Raw genomic sequence first — 26,746 nt, forward strand, 5'->3', positions numbered from 1 at the left:
TTCTGAACCAGGGCGGCTTTTTAGTGTCAACCGTGAGCGAGCGTGTGGCTCAAGCCGGTGGGACGTGAGCGAGCGTGCGGCTCAAGCCGGTGGGACGTGAGCGAGCGTCAGAGGGTCGTGAACCGCAGCAGGATGGCGTGCTCCGGATTCAGGACCGGCATGGGAAGGCCCACCTCGCCAAGGAACCGCCCCGAAGCGTCAGCCCCGGACGCCAGCCACGGTGCCGGCTTTGCCTCGGTGAACGTGTGCCCGTAGTCGGCATCCCCGGGTGCCGGGAAGATGGCTTCCACCCGGTATGAACGGGAGGCATCCAGCCCCGGGAAGGTCACTCGTCCGGGTAGTTCGCTAAAGCCTGTCCGGGTCTTCACCACGGCGAAAAGAGCAGCCGTGGCACCAACTGGCGTGCCGCCGTCGAGCCCTTCAGTGTCAGCCACCACGCCGTGCACCATCAGCGATTCGTCCGGCACATCGGCCCGCACCATTCGGCCACTGTGGATGAGGCCGCGGTGTTCCTTGTAGAGGCCGATGAAGCGCTTGAGTTCCTCGCGCTCCGCACCCGTGACGGAGCGGACGTCCCACTCCATGCCGAAGTGTCCAAACAACGCCGTGATGGCACGGAATGAGAGGTCGTGCGTCCGCCCCGTTGTGTGCGACGTGGTGGGTCCAATGTGCCCGCCCACCAGTTCCGGCGGGACCACCATCCCGGTCCATCGTTGGATGGTTTGCCGTTCCAAGGCGTCGTTGCAGTCCGAAGCCCAGATCCGGTCGGTCCGTTCCAGGATCCCAAGGTCCACGCGGGCGCCGCCGGAGGAGCAACTTTCAATTTCAACCCCGGGATGGGCCGCATGGAGCGCATCGGACAGCCGGTACGCGGCCAGAGTTTGCTCGTGCACCGAAGCCCGGCCAGCATGCCCGTGTTCCAGAAGATCGCGGTTCTGGTCCCACTTGAGGTAGCTGATGTTGTTCTCGCGCAGCAAGCTGTCCATGCGTTCGTAAATGTACTGCCACGCATCCGGGTTCACGAGGTCGATCACGTGCTGCTGCCGCCACCCAAGGGGCAGACGGCCGCCGTCCTTATGGGAAACCGCTGAGGGGCCCACGACCCATTCGGGATGAGCCCTGGCGATGTCGGAGTCAAGGTTGACCATTTCCGGCTCAACCCACAGACCAAACTCCATGCCCCGGCTGGTCACGGCATCAATCAACGGCGTCAGGCCGTTGGGCCAGAGGGTCTCGTCGACGTACCAGTCGCCCAGCCCCGCGTGGTCGCCACGTCGCCCGCGGAACCAGCCGTCGTCGAGCACGAAACGCTCAACTCCAAGATCGGCAGCCGACTCCGCCAGTTCGATCAGGGCGTCCAGTTTGTGGTCGAAATACACCGCTTCCCACGTGTTGAGGACTACTGGGCGGGCTTTGCCGGAAGCTGCACCCACATGGTGCGGCCGCGAACGAAACCAGGAGTAGAAAGCCTCGGAAATTCCGTCTAGTCCCCGGTCGGAGTAGGCCGCAAACAGTGCGGGAGTCGTGTAAATTTCGCCGGGCTGCAGGACCACTTCTGCGGGTCCTAACAGCTCGGAGCCACCCACCATGGTGCGGCCATCGGCAACATTGTCCGCAAACTGCTCATGGTTGCCGCTCCATGCCAAATGTGTCGCCCACACCTTGCCGTGCCGGTTCCCAAAGCCCGCAGTTCCGGCCGCCAGCAGAAGGGAGGAGTCATGCCCGGTGCGGCCATGGCGGCCGGTGCGGACCCAGGTTCCTTGTTGGATGGCCCTGCGCTGTGGATGCCGCTCACGGCACCAGCGGCCGGTCAGGTCCAAAAGTTCGACGGCGTCCGGCGCCACCGGGAGCATCGTCGCCAACTCATCCACCTGGAAAGGCGACGTGCCGTCGTTCGTCACCGAGTGCCGCAGTTCGAGAAGCCCGCCCGGGTGCAAGGTGAGGTTACTGGTCACGGTGATGCCGGCGTCGGGGTCTGTTTGAACAATCACCGCGGAGTTGCCATCTGAAGTCGCGCTCACCAGCCGAAGGCGGACGGAGAAATCGAAACCAGGAACGCTATCAGTGAAACGGTGCCCGCGAAGTCCCGGCCGTCCTTGCCACGACGACGACGCCTGGGGGAGGAGCCCCGCTGGGACGTTGGCATCGATGGACGAGGGCGGGATGGGCTCGCTGAGGATGGACAGGTCCGGCAAGGTATCGCCCAGGTCGGCTCCCCAGTGGATGATCTCAGCCTCTCCACGGTGGGTGCTGATCACCAAGCTGGTACCTGCGGAACGGAGATGGAGCGGGTGCATGTGTTGAGTCACTTTCACATCGGGTCGTGTGTGGGGGGTGTTGTGAGGCCCGCTCTGCACGCTATTTCGATACGAAAACGCGCAGAGCGGGCCCCACAACGGGTGGGGGTGCTACGGGTGGGTTGTTACTTCGCGAAGAGGGCGTTGACTTGTTCGTTGGCGGCCGTCAGTGAACTGGCGGGGGATTTGCCCGCGATCACTGCGTCCATTGCCGGCTTCATGATTCCAGAAACCTTGGAAGCGTTGTCAGTGATCGGGAGCATGAAGGTGGTCTTGTCCTTCACGTGCTGGGTGAAGGCAGTGACGTCCACGTTCTTGGCCTTGAAGGCGTCTGCGGCTTTCTCGGAGGAGGTGGTGATGGCCGGGAACACGACGGCCTTGGAAGCCACGACATCCTGGCAGGCGGCGGAGCCGAGGTATTCGACCCACTTAATGGCGGCGTCCTTCTTCTTGGTGCCCGCCCAAACGGAATCGGCCAAGCCATTGAACATGGAGGCGCGCTTGCCTTCGGGGCCCTGAGGTGTGGGGGCGATGCCGACGTCGATGCCCTTGTAGCCGGTGTACTGGCCGATCATCCAGGAACCATTGCTGTTGATGGCGGCCTTGCCTGCGCCGAAGCTGTCGGCTGCGTTGGCGCCAACCGTGGTTTCAAGTTTGGGCATGTAGCCCTTCACTGCGAGCGAGGCCCACCAGTCGATGGTGTCCTGGAGCTTTTTGTCGTCGTAGTTGAAGTGGGTGCCCCAGGGGTTCTTGTCTGTGGTGGTCCAACCAGTGGTGGCGGACAGGTAGCTCCACTGCGTCTGGCCGGCGTTCTCCGCATCGGAGCCTGGCAGGCCCAATCCGTAGACGGCAACATTGTTCTTGTCGAAGCCTGCCTCGTCGCCGCGTTTGCCGTTCTTGTCCACAGTGAGTCGGGCGATTGCCTTCTCGTAGGTTCCGCCGTCCTCCGGGTTCCAGGTCAGGGAGCCCATTTGTTCAGGGGTGATGCCGGCGTCGGTGGCCATCTTCTGGTTGTAGAACAGTGCGACGGTGTCCCAGTCTTTGGGCAGGCCGTAGCGCTTGCCATCCTGACCCACCCAGAGGTCCGCGAGGCCTTCGTTGTACTGGGAAAGGTCTATCTTGTCCTGCGTGATGCTGTCGTCAAGGGCCACCAACTGCTTGGTCTTGAGGAAGTCGGGGTACTTGGACAGGTGGTCCGTAAAGACGTCCGGTGCGGTGCCGGAGGCCATGCCGTTGGTGAGCTTGGACCAGTAGTCGTCCCAACCAGTCTGGGTGATCTTGACGGTGATGTCCGGGTTGGCCTTGGTGAAGTCAGTGGCGCACTGCTCGTAGGCAGGGAGTTGATTGGCGTCCCAGAGCCAGTAGCTGATCTCGCCCTGGGCAGCGTCTCCTCCGGAACTCCCTCCGGAGCTTCCGCCTGAGCAGGCCGACAGTGCGAGGACAGCAGCTGCTGCGACGGCGACGGTGCCTAATGCCTTCTTGTTCATCATGGTTGGTCCTTTCAGGACGGGATGGGGTGCGTTCCGGCACATGCCGGTTTCCGCGTGCGGGAGGTAGAGAAAGCTATTTGGTGCCGTTGAAGCCGATGGAGTTGACGATTCGTTTGCCGAAGATGGCGAAGAGGATCAGCACGGGCGTGGCGGACACGAGCGTTGCGGCCATGAGCCCGGACCAGTCCGGCGCCCCTTGCGGGGACTGGGATTTGAAGACTCCCAGTCCCACGGTGAGCACCCTGGATTCCTCGGAGGTGCCTACGAGCAGGGGCCAGAAGTATTCGTTCCATTGACCCATGAAGGTCAGCAGGGCCAGGGTCGCGATCGGGGCAGCGGCGTTGGGCATGATGATTTGGAAGAAGATCCGCCAGTGCTTGGCGCCGTCGAGCATTGCAGCCTCTTCAACTTCCCTGGACATGTTGAGGAAGAACTGGCGCATGAAGAAGATCGCGAACGGGGTCATGAACAGGTAAGGCAGCACGAGTCCGAGCATGGAGTTCAGCAGGCCCAGGTTCTTGATGAGCAGGAAATTGGGCAGGGCGGTGAAGATCGGCGGAACCAGCATGGTGGCAAGGAACAGGGAGAAGACCGCGTCGCGGCCTTTCCACCGCAGCCGGGAGAAAGCGTAGGCGGCCATTGAGCTGAAGAACACCGCGCAGGCTGTCGTGATGCCGGAGAAGAGCAGTGAGTTCCAAAGGTACTGCCAGAAGTTGATCGAAGCTCCCGAGCCGCCTTCTGCGATGGCTTCGGAGGCACTCTGGAGGCCGAAGACACGCTTGAATGCGCCCAGGTTGAAGTCGGCCGGCAGCAGGTTGGCGGAGTTTGCGGCGAGGGAGCCGTTGGAGGACAGGGCTGTGCGCAGCACCCAGTAGAAGGGCAGGATGCTCACGGCGACGGCCAGGGCAAGGAGGGTCAGGGCGATGGCTCGGCGCCAGTTGAAGGGACGGCTGAGCGGGCGACGGCGGCCGCCGTTCTTGGGCGATGCAAGAGTGGTCATGGCGTGTGTCCTTAGTCCAGGTCCGACTGGTTGCCGCGGAGGAATTTCATCTGGATGAAAGCGACGATGGCGAGGATGAGGAAGAGGATGACAGCCAGGGCGGATCCATAGCCGAAATCCTGTTCATTGAAGGCGCGCTGGTAGATGTAGAACTGCAGCACGCGGGTCGCGTTGACGGGCCCACCGGCCGTGGTAACGGCAACGGTGTCAAAGACCTGGAAGGAACCGATCACGGTCACTACGAGGACGAGTACCAGGACTGGTCGCAGCAGCGGCAGGGTGATCCGCCAGAAAGTGCTCACGGCCTTGGAACCGTCGATGCTGGCGGCCTCGTAGACGCTGTTCGGGATGGCTTGGAGCCCGGCGAAGATCAGGAGCGCTGTGTAGCCCATGTGCCGCCAAGTGTTGATGAGCGCCTGGGTGGGGATGGCCCATTGCTCGCTGCCGAAGAAGGCCACCCTGGGCAGTCCGGTCCATTCGATGATCTGGTTGATGACGCCGATCTGGTAGTCAAGCATCCAGAACCACAGCAGGGCCGCAATGACGTTCGCCATCAGATAGGGCATCAGGAGCGCACCGCGGATGAGGGTCGACTTTGCCACCCGGTGCATCAGGATTGCAAGGCCCAGGGCCAACGCCGTCTGAAGGACAATGTTGATCACCACGTATTCCGACGTGACGCCCAAGGCGTTCCAGAACAGCGGATCCTTGGCTATGCGTTCGTAGTTCCGTGCACCAATCCATTCCGGGTCGCCCAGAATGCTGTACTCGGTAAAGCTGAGGTAAATGCCCCGGATGGTCGGGACGAGGTAGAAGAGGATCAATCCGACCATCGCCGGAGCGATGAAGAAGAGTGCGACCTTCAGGTCCCCGATGCCGCGGAACCCGTCGGATGGCTTTCCCCGCTTCCGTGACTTCCGCGGCACCCTGACGGAGAGCCCTGGATCTGGTTGCTTGGTTAGCGTGGTCATCGTCGACCCTTTCCTAACTGTGATGTGAGTAACAACTGGATGAGAATCTACACGAGTAGATTCCGGTAGCGCAAGAGCATCCGCAACATTTTGGTGGGAAATGTTCAATTATGTTGCTTCTGTTGACTCGAGTAGATGGCAGTGCAAGACTCGACGGGAAATCACATGAAGGACGTAGCGGAGGCTGCTTCGGCAGCCCCAGGGAAGGTAAACAATGACGTTTTCGATCGGTGTTGTGGGTGCCGGGCAGTTCGGCAGCCAATTCGCCCACTTGTTCAAGCTCCACCCCGGCGTCGGTGCGGTCTACGCCATCGATGAACTTCCCGAGCGGGCTACTGCTGCGCAGGAACGCTGGGGGCTGGACGGCGTGATGGGCAGCTTCGAGGAGCTGTTGGAGTCCGACGTCGATGCTGTCGCCATCTTCACGCAGCGGTGGACGCACGGGCCACTCGTCGAGCGTGCCCTGCGGGCCGGAAAGCACGTCTATTCAGCGGTACCCATGGCCATCTCCGAAGAGGAAATCGAACGGATCATCGAGGCCGTGCGTGAGACCGGGTTGGTCTACGCGATGGGCGAGACCAGCTACTACAACCCAGCCACCGTCTTCGCCCGGCAGCAACATGCGGCCGGCAAGTTTGGCCGGATTTTCTACACCGAAGGCGACTACGTCCACGACATGGATCTCGGTTTCTATGAGGCATACCAGTACAGCGGCGGAGAGCGGTGGAAGGAAACCGCCAGCTACCCGCCCATGCTTTACCCCACTCACGCAATCGGCGGCGTCCTCGGAGCCGTCCCCGGACATGCGGTCAGCGTCAGCTGCATCGGCGTGAAGGACCAGCGTGGCGATGGGGTCTTCGACAAGGACGTCAGCATGTTCGCCAACGACTTCTCGAACGCCACGGCGCTGTTTGAAATGAACGACGGCGGCGCGATGCGCACCAACGAGATGCGCCGCGTAGGATACCCGTCGCATATCCGCGAGTCCCGCTTCCGTTTCTTTGGCACCGATGCCAGCTTTGAGCAACTTGCCACCACCACGGTGTGGCAGGACAAGTCCACCGTGGAAGACGTGTCCCAGCAGGTGGAAACCAAGCCAACCATGTCCCTGGATGACCCCTCGCTGGCAGACGTGGCCCCTGAGCTGCGGGACGCCTTCATCTCTGGGCTGGCTCCAGTACATGACCAGTCCAGGCTTCCCCATGAGTTCCTGGGAGCGCCCAACGGGCATGAAGGAAGCCACCAGTTCCTGGTGGACGACTTCGTCACGGCCGTGAATAACCGCAGCCTTCCTCCGGTCAACGCCTGGGTGGCGGCCCGGTTTACGTTGCCGGGAATCGTGGCCCACGAGTCTGCGCTTCGTGGCGGTGAGCGCCTTCCCATCCGCGACTTCGGTGATGCTCCCGTGGAGTAGCTAGCATTTACCTCATGACAACTTCGGCGGTACAAACCTCGCGCGGCCCGGTTACACGCAAAGACGTGGCCCGGTACGCCGGGGTGAGTACCGCCGTCGTGAGTTATGTGGTGAACGGTGGGCCCAAAAACGTTGCCCCGGCGACGGAAGCCAAGGTCCGCGACGCCATCCGCGTTCTCGGTTACCGGCCCAACGCCGCCGCCCGGGCCCTGAAGCTGGGATCCAGCGAGACCATTGGCGTGGTGGTTCCTGACAACACCAACCCGTTTTTCACGCAGCTGGCCCACGCTGTGGAAGACGCCGCAGCGGAACTTGGCTTCGGCATGGTGCTCACCAACTCGGACGGAAGCCTGACGCGCGAACGCAAGAACATCCGCACGTTGGCCGCCCGTCAGGTGGACGGTGTATTTTTGGCCAGCTGTGTGTTCGATCCCGATGTCACCGAACTGGAGGCTTCGGAGATTCCGTCGGTGCTCCTGAACAATGCAGGGTCGCCCCCGGGACTTAGTAGCGTGGGTGTCGATCTCCAAGCCGGAGCGCGTGCTGCCGTGGAACATCTCATTGGTCACGGGCACACGAATATTGGCCTGGCAATCGGAACCAATACCGGCAACCAACTGGATGGGCGCGAGGTGGGCTGGCTGGCCACCTTGCGCGACGCCGGGCTGCCGGACGGGCCTATGCTGCACGGTCCCTTTAGCCGTCCGGGCGGCTACGAGGTAGGCAAACGCTTCCTCGCCATGGCCAATCGCCCCACCGCGATCTTCGCGAGCAACGACATGCAAGCCATCGGCATCCTTCGGGCGCTGCATGAGGCAGGCGTTCGTGTGCCCGAGGACCTTGCGCTGGTGTCCTTCGACGGCTCGCTGGACGCCGAATACTGCTGGCCCGCGCTGACTACTGTTGCCCAGCCCGTCAAAGCGATGGCCGAAGCCGCAGTGCAGGCATTGGTGGGCAAGGGCCGCGGCGATGAACTGCAGCACCAGATCCTGCCCACCGAGTTGATCATCCGACAGTCCTGCGGCTGCAAATAGCCCGCCGAGATGGCATTTAATGCCAATGTTTGTGGGAAACACCGTCATTAACTGCCACCTCGCGGGGGATTACGACGGCGGCTGGCCGGGTTACGAGTCGATGCTGGCGTAACGCTCGGGGCGGGCCAGCACCTGGCTGATCTGCGCCGTGCCCGCGGCCACGGCCAGCCGGACCAGAAGGAAGCCGGCGGCAAACACCCCGCCGATGGTGAGGATCACCACGGGCTGGGTCAGCAGCGCAGCACCCGTGAGCGGCAGGACCAGGACGGCAGCCGCGGCAGCTGAAATGCCCGCCACCAGGAACAGCGGCGACATCACGGCTTTGACCCGCGCCGCCACCATAAGCTTCCGTGGCATCCCAACCCGGTCCAGTGCCACCAAGGTGGAAGCCCGGTCCAGCACGGCAGCGGCCTGGTTCACACCCGCAGAACACGCAACCATCAGGAACGAGCCCAGCAGGGTGATCATCACTCCGGTGTTGATGTCCCGGACCAGCAGCGTTGCTTCAGCGTCAGCGCCGGCGCCCATGGTGTCGGCCACAGCCATGCCGACACCCACGAATACCCCCACAAAACTGGTCATCGCGACGCCCCCGACTTGTCGCCACGATTCCTTGGGGCTCTCCAACACAGTCCGCGCGGCCAGCAGTTGCTCAGGTCGTTTGGCGCGCTTGAGCTGGGACGACGCCCTCAATCGCAGGATCCACGGTCCCATGAGGTTCAATGCCAGCAGCGCCAGCCCGAAGCAACCCCCCATCACGGCAATGATCACTATGAACGCACCGAAGCTGCTGAGCATCCCCATCGCCATCACTCCAACAACCACCACCACAGCCGCGATGAGTCCGCGAACCCAGTGCGCGCCGTCGGCCGTTTGCCGGGTCCGGACACCCAGCGGTGTCACCACAACTTTCCGGAGCCCCAATGCGGCGCTCGCCGCGGCAAGGACACAGACGGCCAGAACGCAGCCGAGGATGGACGGCACTGACAGCCACGCGTGGCTCCCGATTGCCTGGCCCCGGAACTGGATCAGCCCCAGGAACGGCGCCATGCAGGCATATAGCCCAGCACCTGCCAACGCTCCCACGGCGGCGAGGACGGTGGACTCAATGACTGTCATCCAGACCACCGTCGCGCTGTTGGCGCCAAGTAACCGCAGGGAAGCCAAGCGGTCATCACGACGACGGGCGGCGAGTCGGGCGGCCGAGGCACCGAGCGTCAACAACGGGATGATGAGCAAGACCATGGCGACGACGGCCAATGCCTGGTAGGTGCCTGCGATGTCGTCGGACCAGGACCAGAAGACCTGTGAACCTCCGGCCACGGTGAGCAGCAGGGCGGTGACCGTCCCAAAGGCGAGGATCGGGAGCCCGGCATCGCGAAGACCGGTTTCCCGGAAGCTGCTCCCGTTGCTTCGGGCGAGATATGGCGTGAGGCGCAGGGCCATGGAGAGACTAGACATTAAAGGCACCCTTGAAGTTGGCGGTGGCGGCCTGCGTCGGAGCCGGAACGGGGCTGCCGCTATCTGCCACGATCCTGCCGTCGCGCAACTCCACAACGCGCTGGCAACGGGAAGCAACGTTGGGATCGTGGGTGACCACCAGAAGCGTCCGGCCATTGGCAGCTACGGAGTGAAGGAGTACGTCCAGGACTTCCTTGGAGGTCGCCGAGTCCAAAGCGCCGGTGGGCTCGTCCGCGAAGACAACCCGGGCGCCCGTGACCTGGGCACGGGCGATAGCCACACGCTGCACCTGTCCACCGGAAAGCTCGCCCAATCGGCGTTGTTCCATCCCGGCCAGCCCCAACGCGCCAAGCCATTCGGCGGCCCTCGCCTCTGAAGTGTTGCGATCCGTGCCGTTGAGCATGAGCGCCAGCGCCACGTTTTCCAAGGCAGTGAGCTCCGGAAGCAGCATGCCTTGTTGGAAGACGAAGCCGAACTCCTCGCGCCTCAGGCGGGACAGCGCTGCATCTCCCAACGTGTCCAGCCGCAAAGGTGAGGACGGTGTGTTCAAGGTGATGGCACCGGCGTCGGGCCTCAAAATCCCGGCGAGGCAGTGCAAAAGGGTGGTCTTACCGGAACCTGAGGGTCCAATAATCGCAATGGACTCGCCGGAGTTTGCTGTGAAGTCGACGTGGTCCAAAGCGATGCTGCCGGGGTAGTGCTTGGTGAGCTGCTGGGCGTGGAGGATGGCGTTCATATATCCAGCATCCCTGCGACCCCTATCCTGAGGCGTCAGTCCCGCGGCTGAACTCTGCGGGCCGGCCTCCACCCGGGGTATGAGACCCACCTAAGTCGCAGCACAGCGCGTTTTGAGCTCTCAGAACGCGCTCAACTGCGACCTAGTTGGGTTAGGCCTCGGCGATCCTAAGTTTTGCAACGTTCTCGGCCAGTACGCGCCGGGCGTCTTCACCCAGCAGTGAGTCCGTGATCAGTTCGTCGGCCTCTTCCAGTTGGGCGATCGAGGCTATGCCCACCACGCCCCACTTGCTGTGGTCGGCCAGGACAACGGTGCTCCGGGCAGATGCCATGAAGGCGCGGTTGGTTTCCGCTTCCAGGAGGTTGGGGGTTGTGAAACCTGCGTGGCCATCCATGCCGTGGACACCCAGGAACAGGACGTCCAGGTGGAGCTGCTTAAGCGAGGATGTGGCTATCGGGCCCACCAGGGCGTCGGACGGTGTTCGCTCGCCGCCGATGAGGATCACTGTGGATCCGAAGCGTGCGGGGCCGGATGAGGAGCCGTGGTGGAAGAGGTCGGCGATGCGCACCGAGTTGGTGACCACGGTGATGCGGGGCCCGTTGACGAGTTCCTTCGCCAAGGCCCATGTGGTGGTGCCGGCGCCGAGGCCGATTGCCATGCCTTCCTGGACAAGGGACGCGGCCTCAACGGCGATTGCGTGTTTCTCCGCGGTCAGCTGCGTGGACTTGAGCTCGAATCCGGGTTCGTGGGTGCTCGCATCACCGGGCAGTTTGGCTCCGCCGTGGATGCGCTCAACGCGGCCGGCTTCCTCAAGGGCTTCGATGTCGCGGCGCACGGTCATGGGGGACACGCCCAGCAATTGCGCGAGGTCCGAGACCCGCACCACGCGTTCCCGCTGGACGGCGTCGATGATGGCGGAGTGGCGTGCTGCCTGAAGCATCAGGGCCTTTCTGGGAACCTCGTCAAACATGGGGCTGAATCTGGCTCCAGTCTAGGGCGGGAGGCTTCCGGAGCCGGGAAGGCCCAGCGCGGCGACGTCACGCCTGCGTCACGCAAGGCATTTAACGCACGACGGCGCCGCTCGCCTCAAGAGGTGAGCGGCGCCGTCGTGGACTACTTACTTGCGGAGGGACTCCGCTATCTGGGTCATGATGCCGGGGTCTGCCAGGGTGGTGGCGTCGCCGGTGTCGCGGCCTTCTGCGATGTCCTTAAGGAGGCGGCGGACGATCTTTCCGGAGCGTGTCTTGGGCAGTTCCGGAACGATGAGCAGCTGCTTGGGCTTGGCGATCGGGCCGATTTCCTTGCCCACATGGTTGCGCAGTTCCAGGATGGTTTCGTCGCCGTTGTTGACGGCATCACCGCGGAGGATGACGAACGCGACCACTGCCTGACCGGTGGTTTCGTCTGCGGCGCCAACCACGGCTGCTTCGGCGACGGACGGGTGGCTGACGAGGGCGGACTCGATCTCCGTGGTGGAGAGGCGGTGGCCGGAGACGTTCATGACATCGTCCACGCGGCCCAGGAGCCAGACATCGCCGTCTTCATCCTTCTTGGCGCCGTCTCCGGCAAAGTACATCGCCTCGAACCGGGACCAGTAAGTGTCCTTGAAACGCTCGGGGTCGCCCCAGATACCACGGAGCATGGAGGGCCACGGTTCGCGGACCACCAGGTAGCCTCCCTCGCCGTTCGCCACGGATTGACCGTTTTCGTCCACGACGTCCACGGCGATGCCGGGCAGCGGAACCTGCGCGGAGCCGGGTTTGGTGGCGGTTACGCCGGGCAACGGCGCGATCATCTGCGCACCGGTTTCGGTCTGCCACCAGGTGTCCACGATCGGGGCGGGGTGTTCCTTCTTTTCGCCGTTCTTGCCGGCGTTGGCACCGATGACGTCGCGGTACCACATCCACGCTTCAGGGTTGATGGATTCGCCCACGGAGCCCAGGACGCGGATGGAGGAGAGGTCGTACTTGTCCGGGATGTCCCGGCCCCACTTCATGAACGTCCGGATGGCAGTCGGCGCGGTGTAGAGGATGGAGACTTTGTACTTCTCCACGATTTCCCACCAGCGGCCCTGGTGGGGGGAGTCCGGGGTGCCTTCGTACATGACCTGCGTGGCGCCGTTGATCAGCGGAGCGTAGGTGACGTATGAGTGGCCGGTGACCCATCCGACGTCGGCGGTGCACCAGTACACGTCCGTTTCCGGGTGGAGGTCGAACACTGCCTTGTGCGTGTACGCGGCCTGCGTAAGGTAGCCGCCGGTGGTGTGCAGGATGCCCTTGGGCTTGCCCGTGGTGCCGGAGGTGTAGAGGATGAACAGCGGGTGTTCGGAGTCATGCCCGACGGCGGTGTGCTCCTTCTCTGCGAGGTCTACCGTCTCGCTCCACCAGAGGTCGCGTCCTTCTACCCAGTTGACGTCCTCGCCGTTGCGCTTGACCACAACCACGTTCTGGACGGTGTGGCCCTCTTTGCTCAGGGCTTCGTCCACTGCGGTCTTCAGGGCGCTGGGCTTGCCGCGGCGGTAGGTGCCATCGGCGGTGACAACGAGCTTGGCTTCGGCGTCCTCGATCCGGGAGCGCAGGGCATCAGCGGAAAAACCGCCAAAGACCACCGAGTGCACCGCCCCGATCCTGGCGCAGGCAAGCAGCGTGATCACGGCCTCGGGAATCATGGGCAAGTACACGGCCACGCGGTCACCCTTGGCAACACCGAGGGACTCGAAGGCGTTGGCAGCCTTCTTCACCTCTTCGGTCAGTTCCGCGTACGTGTAGGTGCGGGTGTCGCCGGGCTCGCCTTCGAAGTAGATGGCAACGCGGTCGCCCAAGCCGTTCTCCACGTGCCTGTCCAGCGCGTTGTAGGCCGCGTTGACTTCACCGCCGACGAACCACTTTGCGAACGGCGGGTTGGACCAATCCAAGGCTTCGGTGAAGTCCTTGTCCCAGGTCAGCAGCTCGCGGGCCTGCTTGGCCCAGAAAGCGGGGCGGTCCGCCTCCGCCTCTTCGTAGGCGTCCGCGCTTGTGACGGCGTTTGCGGCGAACTCTGCCGACGGCGCGAACTTGCGGTTCTCGTGGAGGAGGTTTTCAAGTGCCTCAACGTGTGCGGCGGGACCGTTCTGAGCCGTTGAAGCTGCAGCGGTGGCCGTGGATCCGGTGGTGTCCTGGGACATGGTGAACCTCATCATTCATCGATCTTTGCTGCGCGGATCCTGCCGTGAGGTCCCCGCCCGGGCCGTCGTCGGCGTCGAGCGCGTCCCTCAAGGGTCCGCAGAGTGCTGTCCGGCATCAACACTATCGGTTAGCGAAGTGCTACGTGTGCGTCGTCACAAATGCGGCCGTGAGCGGCGCGGATTTAGCGACGAATGGCGGCTTCGGCGGTGGGGAACCGTTTACATGACGCACGACGGCGGACCCGGGCCGCCGCTGCCGGCGGGCGATCGGTGGGCTGCAATCCATAAGGAACCTTGGAGTTTGCTGTGGGCGAAGCTGTATGGCCGTTTTCAGCTAGAACCCTGTCAGTGGGGTGACATAGGCTGAAGAAGTCTTGGGACGCACTTCTGGCGTGTCCGGTTCTCGGCGGAATCCCGCGGAGGTCGCCGGGCCGGACTGTCCAAGACGCCGCCGTACGAAGGAGAAATAGATGAACCAGCTGAGCCCAGGCCCGCACGACTCACAGCCGACGGGACCGGACACCACGGCTGGAACGGCCACCTCTGCAGGTGGCAACGCTGCTGCTAAAAACGACGCTGCCGGCAAGAACGACGCTGCCAAGTATGAAGCCGTCGCCGGGCCTTTCACCATCCGCGATCTTACTGTTTTCGGCTCCACGCTCCTGATGTTCGTCGCGTCGCTCCTGCCGATGTTTGGGGACCTTTACAACCTCTGGAACCTCGGAAACCTGTTCTTCCTGCTGCTGGGCATCATCCTGCCGCTGGTGGTGGTGGCGCTCTTCGTGGCCCGCAGGCTGCAGCCGGGAACAGTCGTCCGTGTTGGCTCGCTGTCCGTCGATCAGTTCGCGTCCGTGGTTGCCTCGTTCGCGTTCCCCTTGTTCTTCCTCACTATTGCCAACTCGTTCAACGGCAGCGTCCTGCTGGGTTTGGTCGGTTCTGTAGGCCTGCTGGCTGCAACGGTTCTGGCTCCTCACCTTCCGTGGCTTTCCGCTGATTTCAAGGGCCGTGCTGAGACGCCGGCTCACGTTATTGCCCGCGAGGCAGCTGTCCCCAGCCGCAAACCGGCTGCCCCCAAAGCGCCGAAGGCCCCTAAAGCGGCGAAGCCTGCCGCCACAACCGGTTCAACGCCGGGATTCCAAGGATCGACGCCCGGATACCAAGCGCCGGTCGCCCATGTTTCAGGTACAGCGGCAGCCGCAGCTTCCACCGGCGCTCCCGGCGCGGGCGCTCCTGGCGCAGGTGCCGCCACAGGCTCCAGCCCCTTCGCTCCGCCGGCCAGCTACGGAACTACGCCGTCGCCGGCTACCGAAGCCTCCGCCGTCGTGCATTCAGCCGACGATAAGCCGGCGGACGGTACCGGCTCCGGAACATCCGGACCGGCAACCGCTGGCTCCGCATCTTTTCCCGCGCCGTCCGGCGCAGGCGCTTCTCCCGCCGTTTCTTCGCCGGAGCGCACGGAGTCCGGGAAAGAGTTTGGTGCAAAGGACGCCGAGGTAAAGGCCTCTGGTACAGCGTCAGAGCCAGCCACCACCCAGCATGCGGCTCAGCCCGCTACCACTCAGCCAGCGCCTCAGCAGCCTTGGGCTGCAACCATGGCCACGCCCATAGTCTCCGGTGACACACGCAGGGTCAGTGACTCGATTGGCGCCACCGTGGATCCGGCCAGCCGTCCGGAAGAATCAGATTCACCACAGTACGAGGCATTCTGGTTCGCCGTCGCCCAGCCCCGGACCGCGTACGACGAACACTCCGGCGCTCCCGCTTTCACCATCGAACCCGGCGGATGGGTCCTGGCGTTGGAGGACCGCGGTCATGAATTCCTGGTCCAGGACACCGACGGCAAGGTTGGGGTTCTCCGGGAGCTCAGCAACATCGAACGCGGCTAAGCAGCACCCCGTGGCCATCGCTGAAGCTGGTTCGCTGCTCGCACTCAAACGCCGGGCACGCAAGATCAACAGGGTTCTCGCTGACAAGTATCCCTACGCGCATGCGGAGTTGGATTTCAGGAACCCCTTTGAGCTGGTGGTGGCCACGGTCCTCTCGGCCCAAACCACTGATGTGCTGGTCAACCAGGTCACCAAGATCCTGTTTGCCCGCTACCCGGATGCCCGCGCCCTGGCTGAGGCGGATCCCCTGGAGCTGGAGACCATACTTCAGCCGACGGGCTTCTTCAGGGCCAAAGCGAGGAACGTCCTGGCACTCAGTACACGGCTTGTGGATGAGTACGACGGCGTGGTCCCGGGACGTCTTGAAGATTTGGTGACGCTCCCCGGCGTCGGGCGCAAGACCGCGAACGTGGTTTTGGGTAATGCGTTCGGCGTTCCCGGGATCACGGTGGATACGCACTTTGGCCGGCTGGCCCGCCGGTTCGGGTGGACGGCCTCGGACGATCCTGTGAAGATCGAGTTCGACGTCGCCGACTTGTTTGAACCCCGGGACTGGACCATGCTCTCGCATCGAGTGGTGTTCCACGGTCGCAGGGTCTGCCATTCCAGGAAGCCGGCTTGTGGTGCCTGCCCGGTCGCGAGCCTCTGTCCGAGCTATGGCGAGGGCGAAACGGACCCCGTCAAGGCAGCCAAGCTGCTGAAGTATGAGCTTGCGCCTGGAAACGAAGAGTTGCTGGAAAAGCTCCTGGCCGAGACGCACAGGGCTGCGGAGATCCGCATGGAATCGCAAAGGAGGCCCGGGTGACCGCGCTAGAGGAACTTTCAGCGCTGGTCGCCCGCTTTGAAGACGGCCAGCAACAGCACACGGCCCTCTGGGAGAAGCTTCCCGTCACCCCCGAAACCAACCGGGCCGCGGCAGTCTTGATGCTTTTCGGCGTGCTGGACAACATTCCTGCCGAATCGGGGCGGCCTATCGCGCCGGCCGACCTCGATGTCCTCTTGCTGGAACGGGCGCACACCCTTGACGACCATCCGGGCCAAGTGGCGTTCCCGGGCGGCAGCGTGGATCCGGAAGATGAGTCGGTAGTGGCGGCTGCCCTTCGCGAAGCTGTAGAAGAAACGGGCCTGGATGCGGGTGGCGTCCGGGTTCTCGGAGTCATCCCTGAACTTGGCCTTATTCGCAGCAACTTCCGGGTGACGCCGGTGCTGGCGTGGTGGGATGCGCCATCGCCCATTCGGGTAGTGGACTACGCCGAGTCTGCGCAGGTCTTCCGGGTGCCCGTGCGTGACCTCCTGGACCCGGTTAACCGCGTCACGGCCACCATCTCCCGGTTCGGCCGCACGTATACCAGCCCTGGTTTCACCGTAAACGGCGTGCTGGTATGGGGCTTCACGGGACTGGTCCTCAGCGGCCTCTTCGACGAACTGGGCTGGACCGTTCCCTGGGACAAGGACAAGCTGCGGGATATTGACCTCTGACGAGTCCTTAACTGACTGGTCCTGCGCCCCGGTGACTGTTTAGGCAGCCTTGCGGGCCGTCGTCGAACGGTCCACGATCAGTCCGGTCGCGGCGTTTTCCCGCACGGCGTTGATGCCGGCGACCACACCTTCCAGATGCGTGAAAGTTGGTGATACGGCCACGACGGTTCCGTCGGCCGCAGTAAGGCGGAACCGGTAACCTTCGTCGTTGTCCTTGAGAATTTCAAACCTGCCACCCATCGAAATGCTTCCCCCTTTTGATGCTTCCTTGCACACAGATGTGGACCAGCAAAACTATCCACATAGTGAGACTAGCCAGAACCAAGGGCGAACTAAAGTTACTTGGCAGTACCCGTACCCGGCGGGTCATCCCGGCTCATACGGGGAGATATGACTGGATAGTCCGGCGGCTTCGGGCTATGGTCCGGCTACTTCGCTTTGTCGTAGGAATCGACGACGGCGACACTCACCGGAAATTCCACAGGGATCCGCCCGAACATCAGTTCTTTCGCCGCTGTTGCCGCTTCTTCGATGGCCCGGATACAGGCGTCTACCGCGTGGTCGGGGGCGTGAACCATCACTTCGTCGTGCAGAAAGAAGACAAGTTCCCCGATAGGTGAGCCTTCGGGGCGCGAAGCCCTCAACCGCCGTCGTAATTCCGCCAGCCAGCACGCCGCCCATTCAGCAGCCGAGCCCTGGACTACGAAGTTGCGGGTGAAACGGCCCCTGGACCGGGCCAGGTTGTCAGCGCGGCGCTGTTCCTCGGCAGTGGTGGACTGCTGGCTCCGCAACCAACCAGCCGACGGTGGCGGGCTGCTCCTGCCCAGCCGGGTAGTGACTGTCCGGCCTGCTTCGCCCTCACGAGCAGCCTGCTCCACGAACCCGACGGCGCGTGGATAGGTACGCGTGAGCTGCGGCATGAGCCTGCCCGACTCACCCGTAGTAGCGCCGTAGATGGCTCCCAACAGTGCAATCTTTGCTTTGGCACGGTCACCGCCAAAACCTTGGGCAGCGATTCCGGCATAGAGGTCCTTGTCGCGAGCCGCCTCCGCCATTTTCGTGTCTTGCGCCAGTGCCACGAGGACCCTGGGCTCCAATTGCGAGGCATCGGCGACGATGAGTTTGTGACCCGGGTCCGCATGGACCGCGGCCCGGATGTTACGCGGGATCTGGAGCGCACCACCACCGCGTGATGCCCAGCGGCCGGACACTACCCCACCCACCACGTACTCCGGGTGGAACCGCCCGTCACGTACCCACGCGTCCAACCAGGACCAGCCGTTGGCGGTGTGCAGGCGGGAAAGTTTCTTGTAGGCGAGCAGGGGCTGGATGGCAGGGTGCTTCGATTCCTGGAGCTCCCATTGACGGGTGCTTTTCACCTCGATCCCGTTCCTGTGCAAGGCACGCATGAGGTCCTGCGGGGAGTCAGGATTCAAGCTGGGGGAGTTAAGGATGCTCCGAAGCTCGGCGCAGAGAGCCTCAAGTGCGGGCGGCCGGTGCCCGAGCGGCGGCCTTGGACCCAGGACATCGGCGAGGATCTGCTGATGCAGCTCTTCGCGCCAAGGGACGCCGGCGTGCTGCATCTCGATGGCGATGATGGCGCACGCCGACTCCGCGGCAAGGAGTAGCTGTAGGCGTTGTTTCTGCTGGTGAGCCTCGGAGACCTGGGAGATGGCGTGCTGCTGGGCAGCGAATTCTTCCCTGAGTTCGGCCAGCCCCGCTTTGGAGCTGGACGGTGCAATGTCCTCGAAGAGCGCGCCTTGGTCCACGGGCGGTGGCGGCGGCTGAAGAGCCCGTGGCGGTGTCGAGTCGTCGTCCTGCGTGAGCTTGACCGCATGCCTGGCGTAGTCCGTATGCGCAGTGAATTCAGAGTGGGCCAGAATGGCTCCGCAGAGCGCCAGATCGTGGCAGCGCTCCAGTTCCATGCCATGGGTCAGCAGTTCCGGATACCAATCCTGGGCGCGATGCCACACCCAGCGGGGCCGTTGCGCTTCGAATTCACGCACGACGCCGGGCAGCTCGCCACGGGTGACGACGCGCGCGTCAGCAGTGGCCTTTCCGGTGGGGGAGATCCTTTGTATGGCTGCGCCTTCCTGGTGGGCGGCGAGCAGCAAATACATGGTTCCATTCTGCCCTGTGCGGAGGGGTGCTTTGGTGTTCCTGGTCCCGGTGCGGGGCGCGACTGTTCCTCCACAGCTGCAGCCGTCCCGGGTTGTGCACATAAGGGCATGCAGACCTTATGTAGTCCCGGCCGCGTCAATCAGTGTGAATGCCATGAGCATGAGAAATCGTCGGCAAGGGCAAACCAGCAAGCGCCACGGGCAAAGCAGCCGCACGGCGCAGGGGGACGCAGACGGATCCTGGGTGCCCCACGACGCCGTCGGGATACTGCTTGTTTCCGGCGACCCCTATCTTCAGGAAGAAGCCAAACGGATAGTCGCAGCGGCAGGCGGAAGCCTCAGAACGGCCATTGACGTGGCGGAGGCCGTCCATGGTTGGGATAACGCCGACGTTGTTTTAGTGGGCAGTGATATCCGCGAAATGCCCCCGCGGCGAAGGGCTCCCACGGTTTTGCTCGGCAAAGCCTCTGAAGGTGACGGGCTATGGCGTTTAGCTGCTGCGCTGGGAGCTGAACGGGTAGCCGTTCTACCCGAGGCCGCCGCCTGGCTGGCTGAACACCTCAGCATGTCCGGATCTCCAGACCCCGGGGGCGCGGTCATCGGAGTCATCGGCGGCAGTGGTGGGGCGGGAGCTACAACCACCGCGATTTGGCTGGCCCAGGCTGCGGCAGGCCATGGCGTCAGCACCGTGCTCATCGATGGTGACCGTTGGGGCGGAGGACTTGAACTGGCGGTGACGGCCGACGAGATTCCGGGCCTACGTTGGCCGGATTTCGCCGAAACCCGCGGCAGCATTGATCCCTCGCAGTTCCGGGACTCCCTGCCCGTCGCAGGCGGGTTCGCCTTCCTGTCATGGCCCGGGACCAGGGAACCGGCCCATATCCCCGCGGCCGGTGCTGTAGCTGCCGTGGTTGACGCCGCACGCCGAAGCTTCGAACTCGTCCTGGTGGATATCGGGCGCAGCGCGGAAGGACTGGGGACGCTCGCGTGGGACTGCGACAGGATCTTGCTGCTGAGCAAGGCCCACCTCAAATGCGCGGTGGCGGCCGCGCGCGTCCTCAACGAGCTCCCACCCGTCGACGTCGGACTTCTGGTCCGCGGAACCGGCGCTACGTCCGTGGACGCTCCGCTGATCTCCGAGTCTTTGGGATTGCCCTTGTTGGGCGTCCTTCCCGAGATGCGTGGCGTGGCGTCAGGCACCGAACGTGGACGGTTGCTGGAACTCGGACGTCGAAAACCGATCAGCCGCTTAGCCGGTTCTGTGCTGGAGTTGAACTCTGTGCTGGAGTTGAACGGCGCCATCCAATGAGCCGCTTCGCCGAGGGAACCCGCCGTCGGCAGGGCCGCAGGCTGGACACCGTCCTTCTTGAGACGGTGCGGGAGTCAGTGCTCGCAGGGAACGGACCCGTAACGCCGTCTACGGTCGCAGCAGCTGTGCAGGCCAGCGGCAGGCTACTGGGTACTGCCGGGGCGTTGGAAGCGGCGGAATCCATCAATGCCGAACTGAACGGGCTGGGACCCCTCCAACACCTTGCCCAGGATCCTTCGGTCACTGACATCTTCGTCAACGGTCCCGATTCAGTCTGGTTGGACCGCGGTAAGGGCTTGGAACGTTCAGCGGTTCACTTCGATACTGAACAACAGATCAGGTCGCTGGCCACCCGCTTGGTTTCAGCCGGGGGCAGGAGACTGGACGACTGCTCCCCCTGCGTGGACGTCCGGCTCGAGGGAGGCTACCGGGTCCATGCAGTCCTCGCACCGATATCAACGGCAGGCACCCTGTTGTCCATCCGCATCCGCCGGGAAGAGGTGTTCACCCTAGCCGAGTTGAGGGAACGCGGGATGTTTTCTGAGCACGTCGAGTCGGTTCTGCGTGCCATCATGGCGCAGAAACTGAGCTTCCTTATTAGCGGTGCCACAGGCTCAGGAAAGACAACCCTGCTCTCCACCATGCTCGGGTTGAGCCATCCGGCGGAGCGATTGGTGCTCATCGAGGACGCCGCCGAGCTCAACCCCGTCCACCCGCACGTCGTGACGCTGGAATCGCGCCACGGAAACCTTGAGGGAGGAGGGGCCCTGGACCTTGGAGACCTGGTCCGCCAAGCACTACGCATGCGGCCGGACAGGCTGATTGTAGGCGAGTGCCGAGGCGCCGAAGTCCGTGAATTGCTGACCGCACTCAACACCGGTCACACCGGTGGCGGTGGGACTATTCACGCCAACACCGCCGAGGCTGTGCCAGCACGATTGGTGGCCCTCGGCGCCCTGGCTGGCTTGAACGCCGAAGCCGTCCGGTTGCAAGTCTCCAGTGCCTTGGACGTGGTGATTCACGTAGACCGATCCTCGTCGGGGCGGAAAGTGGCATCCATTGGCGTAGTCGTCGATACACGGACGGGCCAGAAAGTAGTGCCGGCCCTCAGCTGGAGCCGGTCAGGAATGACATACGGCCCAGCATGGCCCGGACTCGCCGCCCGGCTCTCCCTGGCGCCGTTTGAAGTGGACGACTATCCGCAACACGATGATTTGTTGCCGCAAGCCGGGGACGGCCCATGATCGGGGCGATTGTCCTCATCGCCGCACTGGCGGCGTGGCTGCAGTTCAGCGGCCATGGTGCCGGGAGGCGACGAGTTCGGACGAGCCTGCGGGAGCCGAGAGGCCGGAGTGGTAGCACCAAGGCTCGTGTGGGGTTGTGGCACGGCCGCTCACGACGAAAGCGGACTGAGCCTTTGTCACTTGTGGTGCTGGTGCAACAGCTCGCAGCCCTCCTGCGCGGCGGGCGGGGAACCACCAGGCTGTGGGAAGAACTATGGATTGTCCATGGTTCACGGCAAATCACGGACGGTGGCCCGGCCGTAGTAGCGCAGAAGGGGAATGCCGGGCTGTCGCACGAGTCGCTACAGGTACTTGCAGCAGCACAGGCAGCGTCGACCGTTGGAAATTCTTCTGCCGACGCAATCCGTGGAACGGCAGAAAAGGTGTTTCCGCGGCGCGGACGTTCCGAACGACGTGTGTGGATGGAACTGGCAGCATGCCTGGACATCGCCGAAACCAGCGGCTGTCCTTTAGCTGACCTCCTCACCCGGTTCGCAGCTCAACTGGAAGCCGAAGAAGACTCCGAAGCAGCACGCCAGACGGCGCTCGCAGGGCCCAAGGCTACCGTTCGCCTGTTGTCGTGGCTCCCGGTGTTCGGGCTTGGCCTAGGGATGGCATTGGGCGTGGATCCGTTGGGGATCTTACTGAACAACTTCCTGGGGGTTGCCACGTTCGCGGCTGGACTCTTCCTGACGGTGGCAGGCCGGGTTTGGTCCTCACGGCTGGTCGCCTCTGCGGCTGGCGCATGCTGATGCCCGGCGCTCCGGTGTTGTTGATGATCGCAGTCATGGCACTCGCCGCCTTCATCAGCTTCGCGGCACCCACGCGGCTGAGGGCGCGGCTACGTCTTCGTGACTGGGATTCTGAAGCGCCGCAGAAGTCATTGATGGCAGCCCGCGTTGACCCGGCTGCGGACGGGCTCCGCGATACTGCAATGATGCTGGAGCTGGTGGCCTCGATGCTCGACGCGGGCGCTGGAATACGGCGGGCACTGGAACTTATCGCACAGTGTGCGTCACCACCAATCAGGCAATCACTCCGGCCGGTTGTTGCCGCACTTGCCCTCGGCGCCGACTGGGAGACTGCCTGGCGGACTCCTATCAGGCATCCGGCTGAAGTAGTCCGGCTCAAGGACGCACTGGCTTTTGCAGCCCTGACCGGTGCGCCGTCTGCTTCCATCCTCTATGCACAGGCCGCGAGGGAACGGCGCGAGCAGTTCCGGGCCGCGGAGAAGCGGGCAGCTGCCTTGGGGGTAAAGCTGGTGGTTCCTTTGGGTCTCTGCTCGTTGCCGGCCTTTATCTGCCTTGGAATCGTCCCCGTCCTGATCGCCATGCTTCCCTCTGGCTGAGATGCAGGGGCAAAGCCTGCTCGATGAGGAACTCCGACCTTTCCTCCACATCCAGCCAGTCAGGAGTGGTTATCCACTTGCGGGAATCGACTTCTTTCGGGTTGCTCCCCGCCACGGAAGAGTCGATTCTGTCGGCAGACCCGCTGGCACTTCTTGAAAGGAACCCACCGTGAAAACTACCCTTCCTGACATTCTCCGTGATCTGCCCCAGGATCGACCGGCGCCTGTTGAAGACCCGAAGGTTTCTTCCGGAGAACCGGCGACAACCCAGCAGTACGAGCTCTCCGAATACGAGCTTGAACATAACGACCTCGAGCGATTCGATCTCGAGGACGAACTCGGGCAGTTCGAACTGGGAGTCGACGATCTTGAGGAGTTCGGGGACAGGCAACTTGCTGACGATGGCTTCTGGGCAAGGACAAGGCTGATGGGTTCGGAAGTGGGCATGGCCACCGCCGAGTACGCCATAGCTACCCTCGCTGCTGTTGGGCTCGCGGGCCTCCTTGTAGTCATCCTTCGGAGCGAGGAGGTCCGCGGCTTCCTACTCAACCTGATCCGTACGGCATTGTCCTTGCCATGACGGATGTGCTGCCTGCCCGCGGGAGAGTGTTCCGGGGAGAGACGGAACGGGGCGCTGTCACTGCGGAGTTTGCCGTCGCCTTGCCGGCCGTTGTGTTGCTCCTGGCATTCCTGCTGGCAGGCGGCGCAGCGGGTATCACCCAACTCCGGCTGGAGGAAGCGGTGAGGGCGGGAGCGCGCGCCTCCGCCCGGGGCGAGACGACCGGGTCGGTGGAAGGGATCGTCAAGCGACTTGCAGGGGACGGCGTCAGCGCGACGCTTACCGACGACGGCGAGTGGCTGACCGTGACAGCTTCGTCGCCAGTAGGCGGAGCATTAGGACCGCTTGTCCCGTGGACGTTGAAGGCCTCTGCGTCAGCACGGGCAGAAGCGGGCACCCCGTGAAGAGGGTGTTGGTGAATATCCAGCCTGAGCGCGGGGCCGGAACCGTGCTCGCCCTGGGACTTGGGGCGGTGGTCATGGCGATGCTTCTTGGACTGCTTTTCCTCGCGCAGGCAGGGGTAATGGCATCCCGGGCCGCATCGGCAGCCGATCTGGCGGCTCTCGCAGCAGCAGATGCTGCCAGGGGTCTTGCTTCCGGGGAACCTTGTGCCGTCGCAGCAGACGTGGCCGAAAAGCACGATACGCAGCTCACGTCCTGCACGGTAGCCGGCGGGAACGTGGTGGAGGTCGCCACTGAGGTGGCAAACGCCTTCCGGTGGGGCGTTGCCACTGGCCGCGCACGGGCCGGACCTCCTCCGTAGGCGGCACAAACCGGCCGGTTCCTGCAGGACGGGCTTGGTGTCGGCGCTGTTTGGCTTGCGCCTTGGTGGTTGGCTGGCGCCCTTGCCTAGCTGGCGTCCTTCAACAACACGTCCAGGAGTGTGATGGCGGCTGCCTTGTCCAACGGGTTGTTCTTGTTTCCGCATTTAGGAGACTGAACACATGAAGGACAGCCGGCATCACACTCGCAGGCCTTGATTGCCTCCCGGGTTGCCGTCAACCAAATCTTGGCCTTTTCAAAGCCCCGCTCGGCGAATCCGGCACCGCCGGGGTGGCCGTCGTACACGAAGATCGTTGGCACGCCGGTGTCGGCATGCAGGGCGGTGGAGACGCCGCCGATGTCCCAGCGGTCACTGGATGCCACCAGGGGGAGGAGCCCAATGGCGGCATGTTCAGCCGCATGCAGGGCACCGGGGAACTCCGCTTCCACTAGACCGGCTCCGTGCAGCGAACGGTTGTCCACCACGAACCAGACAGCTTTGGTAAACAGGTCGCGGGCTCCCAGATCGAGCGGTTCTTCACCGAGGATCTCGTTCGAAATCAAGGCCTTGCGCTGAAAGGAGACCACTTGTGTGGTTACTTTGACGTCGCCAAAGTGCACGGTGATGTCACCCCACTGGACCGATCGCAAGGTTTCAAGGACTTCGATCTGGGTTACATCCCGAGCCGTAGTGTAGAAGTCCGGATTTACCCGACGGACCATCACGCAGTGATCGGTCTCGTTGAGGTCCTCCACCAGGTAGCTGTCACCTTGGTGGACATAGATGGCACCCGTGTGGGCCTGATAGTGGGTCTGTGGCGAGTCCATGGTTCCCAAGAGGGATCCAGTCTCGGCGTCGACGATACTGACGGGCCCGCCCCCGTCGGCCCGGAGGTTCACCATCCCGGCAGCGCTCTCCGGATGGGTCCAGAACCATCCCGCGGGACGCTTGCGAAGGTAGCCCTGCACCACCAAGCGATCAAGGAGACTCTCGGCAGTGGGACCGAAGAGATCCAGCTCCGCCGGGCCGATAGGCAACTCGGCTGCCGCAGCGCACAGGTGTGGGCCAAGGACGTAGGGATTGCCGGGATCGAAGACTGTAGCCTCCACGGAGACATCAAAGATCGCTTCCGGGTGGTTCACCAAATAGGTATCCAGGGGATCATCGCTGGCCACAAAAGCCGCAATAGCGTCCTGCCCCGCGCGGCCTGCACGGCCGATCTGCTGAAAGAGCGAGGCCCTTGTGCCCGGCCAGCCGGCCACAAGTACGGCATCAAGTCCCGAGATGTCGATGCCAAGTTCCAAGGCGGACGTGCTGGAGACACCCAGCAACTGGCCGGACCTCAAAGCCTGCTCCAAAGCCCGCCGCTCCTCGGGCAAGTACCCGGACCGGTAGGCCGCCACCCGCCCGGGGAGACTGGGATCCACCTCATCCAGCAGTCTCTTGGTAATGGACGCAATCGACTCAGCGCCGCGACGCGACTTGATGAACGCGATGGTCCTGACGCGTGACGAGACGAGGTTGGCCAGGATATCCGCGGTCTCAGCTACGGCTGTCCTCCGCTGTTTGGCACCGTTCTCGCCTTTGACCTCGGTCAGGGCCGGCTCCCAGAAGGCCACCGTAGTGGAACCGTGCGGAGAGCAGTCTTCGGAAACTTCGCGGACGGGAGCGCCTATGAGCCGTCCAAAGGACACCCCGGGATCGGAAGCGGTGGCGGAAGCCGCTATGAAGACAGGCTCAGGGAAGGAGGTCCCCGCACCGTAATAAGCGCAGATCCGGCGCAGGCGACGCATCAAATTGGCCACGTGCGAGCCGAACACGCCTCGGTAACTATGCGCTTCATCCACGATGACGTAGCGCAAGCGTCTGAAGAACCGGGCCCACCATGTGTGGTTAGGAAGGATGCCGAAGTGCAGCATGTCAGGGTTGGCAAGGATGAAATTGGCGTGGTCACGGATCCAGCGCCGGGACGAGACATCGGTGTCGCCGTCGTAAGTTTCTGCCCGAACCGTTGGCAGCTTCAGCGAGCGGATCGCTGAGAGCTGGTCTGCTGCCAGCGCCTTGGTGGGGGACAGGTAGAGCGTGACCGCGCCGTCGTCGTGGATCTTTCCGGGATCCGACAGGACTCGCAGCTCTGAACGGTGTATCGCGTCCAACGCGGGCAGCTGATAGGCGAGCGACTTTCCGGAGGCAGTTCCGGTGGCAATGACGACGTGCTGCCCGGAATGGGCGAGATCTGCCGCCTGGATCTGGTGCCGGTACGGTTCGTGGATGCCAAGGGTGCCGTAGGCTGCCACCACATCCGGGTGGACCCAGCCGGGCCAGGGCTCGTTTACAGCTTTTCGGGCAGGGATGGTGTGGACATGGCGCAGCTGCTCGGGGTCCGCCGTTCGGCCCAATAAGGAGATCAGTGAATTTGATGCAGCCACCGAA

General features: G+C 63.5%; 23 protein-coding genes. 12 read left to right on the forward strand and 11 right to left on the reverse strand.

All coding sequences use genetic code 11. The annotated features are described in order from the left end of the window. Positions 1-107 precede the first annotated feature (107 nt). The 4 genes from AC6CH8_RS19410 to AC6CH8_RS19425 form a co-directional block, all read right to left on the reverse strand. Entirely contained in the window at positions 108-2,297 is a 2,190-nt protein-coding gene (locus AC6CH8_RS19410) for an alpha-galactosidase (protein ID WP_498191979.1), read from the reverse strand. A gap of 125 nt (positions 2,298-2,422) precedes the next feature. Further along, entirely contained in the window at positions 2,423-3,787 is a 1,365-nt protein-coding gene (locus tag AC6CH8_RS19415; protein ID WP_498191937.1) for an ABC transporter substrate-binding protein, read from the reverse strand. Between the two features lie 73 nt (positions 3,788-3,860). Further along, positions 3,861-4,787: a carbohydrate ABC transporter permease gene (locus tag AC6CH8_RS19420; protein ID WP_091470403.1), complete on the reverse strand. Its 927-nt coding sequence runs from the start codon at positions 4,785-4,787 to the stop codon at positions 3,861-3,863. A gap of 11 nt (positions 4,788-4,798) precedes the next feature. Then, positions 4,799-5,758, reverse strand: a complete 960-nt coding sequence (locus AC6CH8_RS19425; RefSeq protein WP_420178960.1) for a carbohydrate ABC transporter permease — start codon at positions 5,756-5,758, stop codon at positions 4,799-4,801. Between the two features lie 214 nt (positions 5,759-5,972). On the opposite strand from AC6CH8_RS19425, the gene AC6CH8_RS19430 reads away from it, so the two are divergent. Then, complete coding sequence (locus tag AC6CH8_RS19430; RefSeq protein WP_498191938.1) at positions 5,973-7,172, forward strand: Gfo/Idh/MocA family protein; 1,200 nt, start codon at positions 5,973-5,975, stop codon at positions 7,170-7,172. Positions 7,173-7,186: 14 nt separating this feature from the next. Then, positions 7,187-8,206, forward strand: coding sequence for a LacI family DNA-binding transcriptional regulator (locus AC6CH8_RS19435; RefSeq protein ID WP_091470407.1), 1,020 nt, complete (start codon positions 7,187-7,189; stop codon positions 8,204-8,206). A 90-nt stretch (positions 8,207-8,296) separates the two neighbouring features. Here AC6CH8_RS19435 and AC6CH8_RS19440 read toward each other — a convergent pair whose 3' ends face one another. The 4 genes from AC6CH8_RS19440 to acs form a co-directional block, all read right to left on the reverse strand. Next, on the reverse strand, positions 8,297-9,652 hold the full coding sequence (locus AC6CH8_RS19440; RefSeq protein ID WP_498191980.1) for an FtsX-like permease family protein: 1,356 nt from the start codon (positions 9,650-9,652) through the stop codon (positions 8,297-8,299). A gap of 7 nt (positions 9,653-9,659) precedes the next feature. Next, entirely contained in the window at positions 9,660-10,403 is a 744-nt protein-coding gene (locus AC6CH8_RS19445; protein WP_420178958.1) for an ABC transporter ATP-binding protein, read from the reverse strand. A gap of 151 nt (positions 10,404-10,554) precedes the next feature. Further along, on the reverse strand, positions 10,555-11,343 hold the full coding sequence (locus AC6CH8_RS19450; protein ID WP_178995230.1) for a DeoR/GlpR family DNA-binding transcription regulator: 789 nt from the start codon (positions 11,341-11,343) through the stop codon (positions 10,555-10,557). Positions 11,344-11,520: 177 nt separating this feature from the next. Beyond that, positions 11,521-13,566, reverse strand: coding sequence for an acetate--CoA ligase (gene acs, locus AC6CH8_RS19455; protein ID WP_498191981.1), 2,046 nt, complete (start codon positions 13,564-13,566; stop codon positions 11,521-11,523). Positions 13,567-14,036: 470 nt separating this feature from the next. Between acs and AC6CH8_RS19460 the strand changes: the two genes are divergently transcribed. The 3 genes from AC6CH8_RS19460 to AC6CH8_RS19470 are packed head-to-tail and all read left to right on the forward strand — an operon-like array spanning position 14,037 to position 16,931. After that, complete coding sequence (locus AC6CH8_RS19460; RefSeq protein WP_498191939.1) at positions 14,037-15,452, forward strand: hypothetical protein; 1,416 nt, start codon at positions 14,037-14,039, stop codon at positions 15,450-15,452. Between the two features lie 10 nt (positions 15,453-15,462). Beyond that, entirely contained in the window at positions 15,463-16,257 is a 795-nt protein-coding gene (gene nth, locus AC6CH8_RS19465; RefSeq protein ID WP_498191940.1) for an endonuclease III, read from the forward strand. Further along, on the forward strand, positions 16,254-16,931 hold the full coding sequence (locus tag AC6CH8_RS19470) for an NUDIX hydrolase (RefSeq protein WP_178995224.1): 678 nt from the start codon (positions 16,254-16,256) through the stop codon (positions 16,929-16,931). The genes nth and AC6CH8_RS19470 overlap by 4 nt, the downstream gene beginning before the upstream one ends. A gap of 39 nt (positions 16,932-16,970) precedes the next feature. Here AC6CH8_RS19470 and AC6CH8_RS19475 read toward each other — a convergent pair whose 3' ends face one another. Together AC6CH8_RS19475 and AC6CH8_RS19480 are read right to left on the reverse strand one after the other, a co-directional pair. After that, positions 16,971-17,171: a YegP family protein gene (locus AC6CH8_RS19475; RefSeq protein ID WP_498191941.1), complete on the reverse strand. Its 201-nt coding sequence runs from the start codon at positions 17,169-17,171 to the stop codon at positions 16,971-16,973. A gap of 188 nt (positions 17,172-17,359) precedes the next feature. Next, positions 17,360-19,051 carry a bifunctional 3'-5' exonuclease/DNA polymerase gene (locus AC6CH8_RS19480; RefSeq protein ID WP_498191942.1) on the reverse strand — a complete coding sequence of 564 codons (1,692 nt, stop codon included), beginning with the start codon at positions 19,049-19,051 and terminating at the stop codon, positions 17,360-17,362. 154 nt (positions 19,052-19,205) lie between these two features. Here AC6CH8_RS19480 and ssd point away from each other — a divergent pair, with 154 nt between their 5' ends. From ssd to AC6CH8_RS19515, 7 genes are all read left to right on the forward strand, one after another. Further along, positions 19,206-20,360 (forward strand): septum site-determining protein Ssd, encoded by a 1,155-nt coding sequence (gene ssd, locus AC6CH8_RS19485; protein WP_498191943.1) that lies wholly within the window; start codon positions 19,206-19,208, stop codon positions 20,358-20,360. Then, entirely contained in the window at positions 20,357-21,604 is a 1,248-nt protein-coding gene (locus AC6CH8_RS19490) for a TadA family conjugal transfer-associated ATPase (RefSeq protein WP_498191944.1), read from the forward strand. Before ssd ends, AC6CH8_RS19490 begins: the two co-directional genes overlap by 4 nt. Next, on the forward strand, positions 21,601-22,395 hold the full coding sequence (locus tag AC6CH8_RS19495) for a type II secretion system F family protein (RefSeq protein WP_498191945.1): 795 nt from the start codon (positions 21,601-21,603) through the stop codon (positions 22,393-22,395). The genes AC6CH8_RS19490 and AC6CH8_RS19495 overlap by 4 nt, the downstream gene beginning before the upstream one ends. Then, positions 22,395-22,991, forward strand: a complete 597-nt coding sequence (locus AC6CH8_RS19500) for a type II secretion system F family protein (RefSeq protein WP_498191982.1) — start codon at positions 22,395-22,397, stop codon at positions 22,989-22,991. The genes AC6CH8_RS19495 and AC6CH8_RS19500 overlap by 1 nt, the downstream gene beginning before the upstream one ends. 169 nt (positions 22,992-23,160) lie before the next feature. Beyond that, the gene (locus AC6CH8_RS19505) at positions 23,161-23,571 is read left to right on the forward strand and encodes a DUF4244 domain-containing protein (RefSeq protein WP_498191946.1); all 411 of its coding nucleotides are present in this window, start codon (positions 23,161-23,163) and stop codon (positions 23,569-23,571) included. Then, entirely contained in the window at positions 23,568-23,954 is a 387-nt protein-coding gene (locus AC6CH8_RS19510) for a TadE family type IV pilus minor pilin (RefSeq protein WP_091470423.1), read from the forward strand. The genes AC6CH8_RS19505 and AC6CH8_RS19510 overlap by 4 nt, the downstream gene beginning before the upstream one ends. Before the next feature lie 11 nt (positions 23,955-23,965). Further along, complete coding sequence (locus AC6CH8_RS19515) at positions 23,966-24,313, forward strand: Rv3654c family TadE-like protein (RefSeq protein WP_420178952.1); 348 nt, start codon at positions 23,966-23,968, stop codon at positions 24,311-24,313. 86 nt (positions 24,314-24,399) lie between these two features. Here the strand turns inward: AC6CH8_RS19515 and AC6CH8_RS19520 are convergent, their stop codons facing one another. Then, the gene (locus tag AC6CH8_RS19520) at positions 24,400-26,742 is read right to left on the reverse strand and encodes a DEAD/DEAH box helicase (protein WP_498191948.1); all 2,343 of its coding nucleotides are present in this window, start codon (positions 26,740-26,742) and stop codon (positions 24,400-24,402) included. Between the last annotated feature and the right edge of the window lie 4 nt (positions 26,743-26,746).

This window comes from Paenarthrobacter sp. GQ52 (assembly GCF_059759005.1).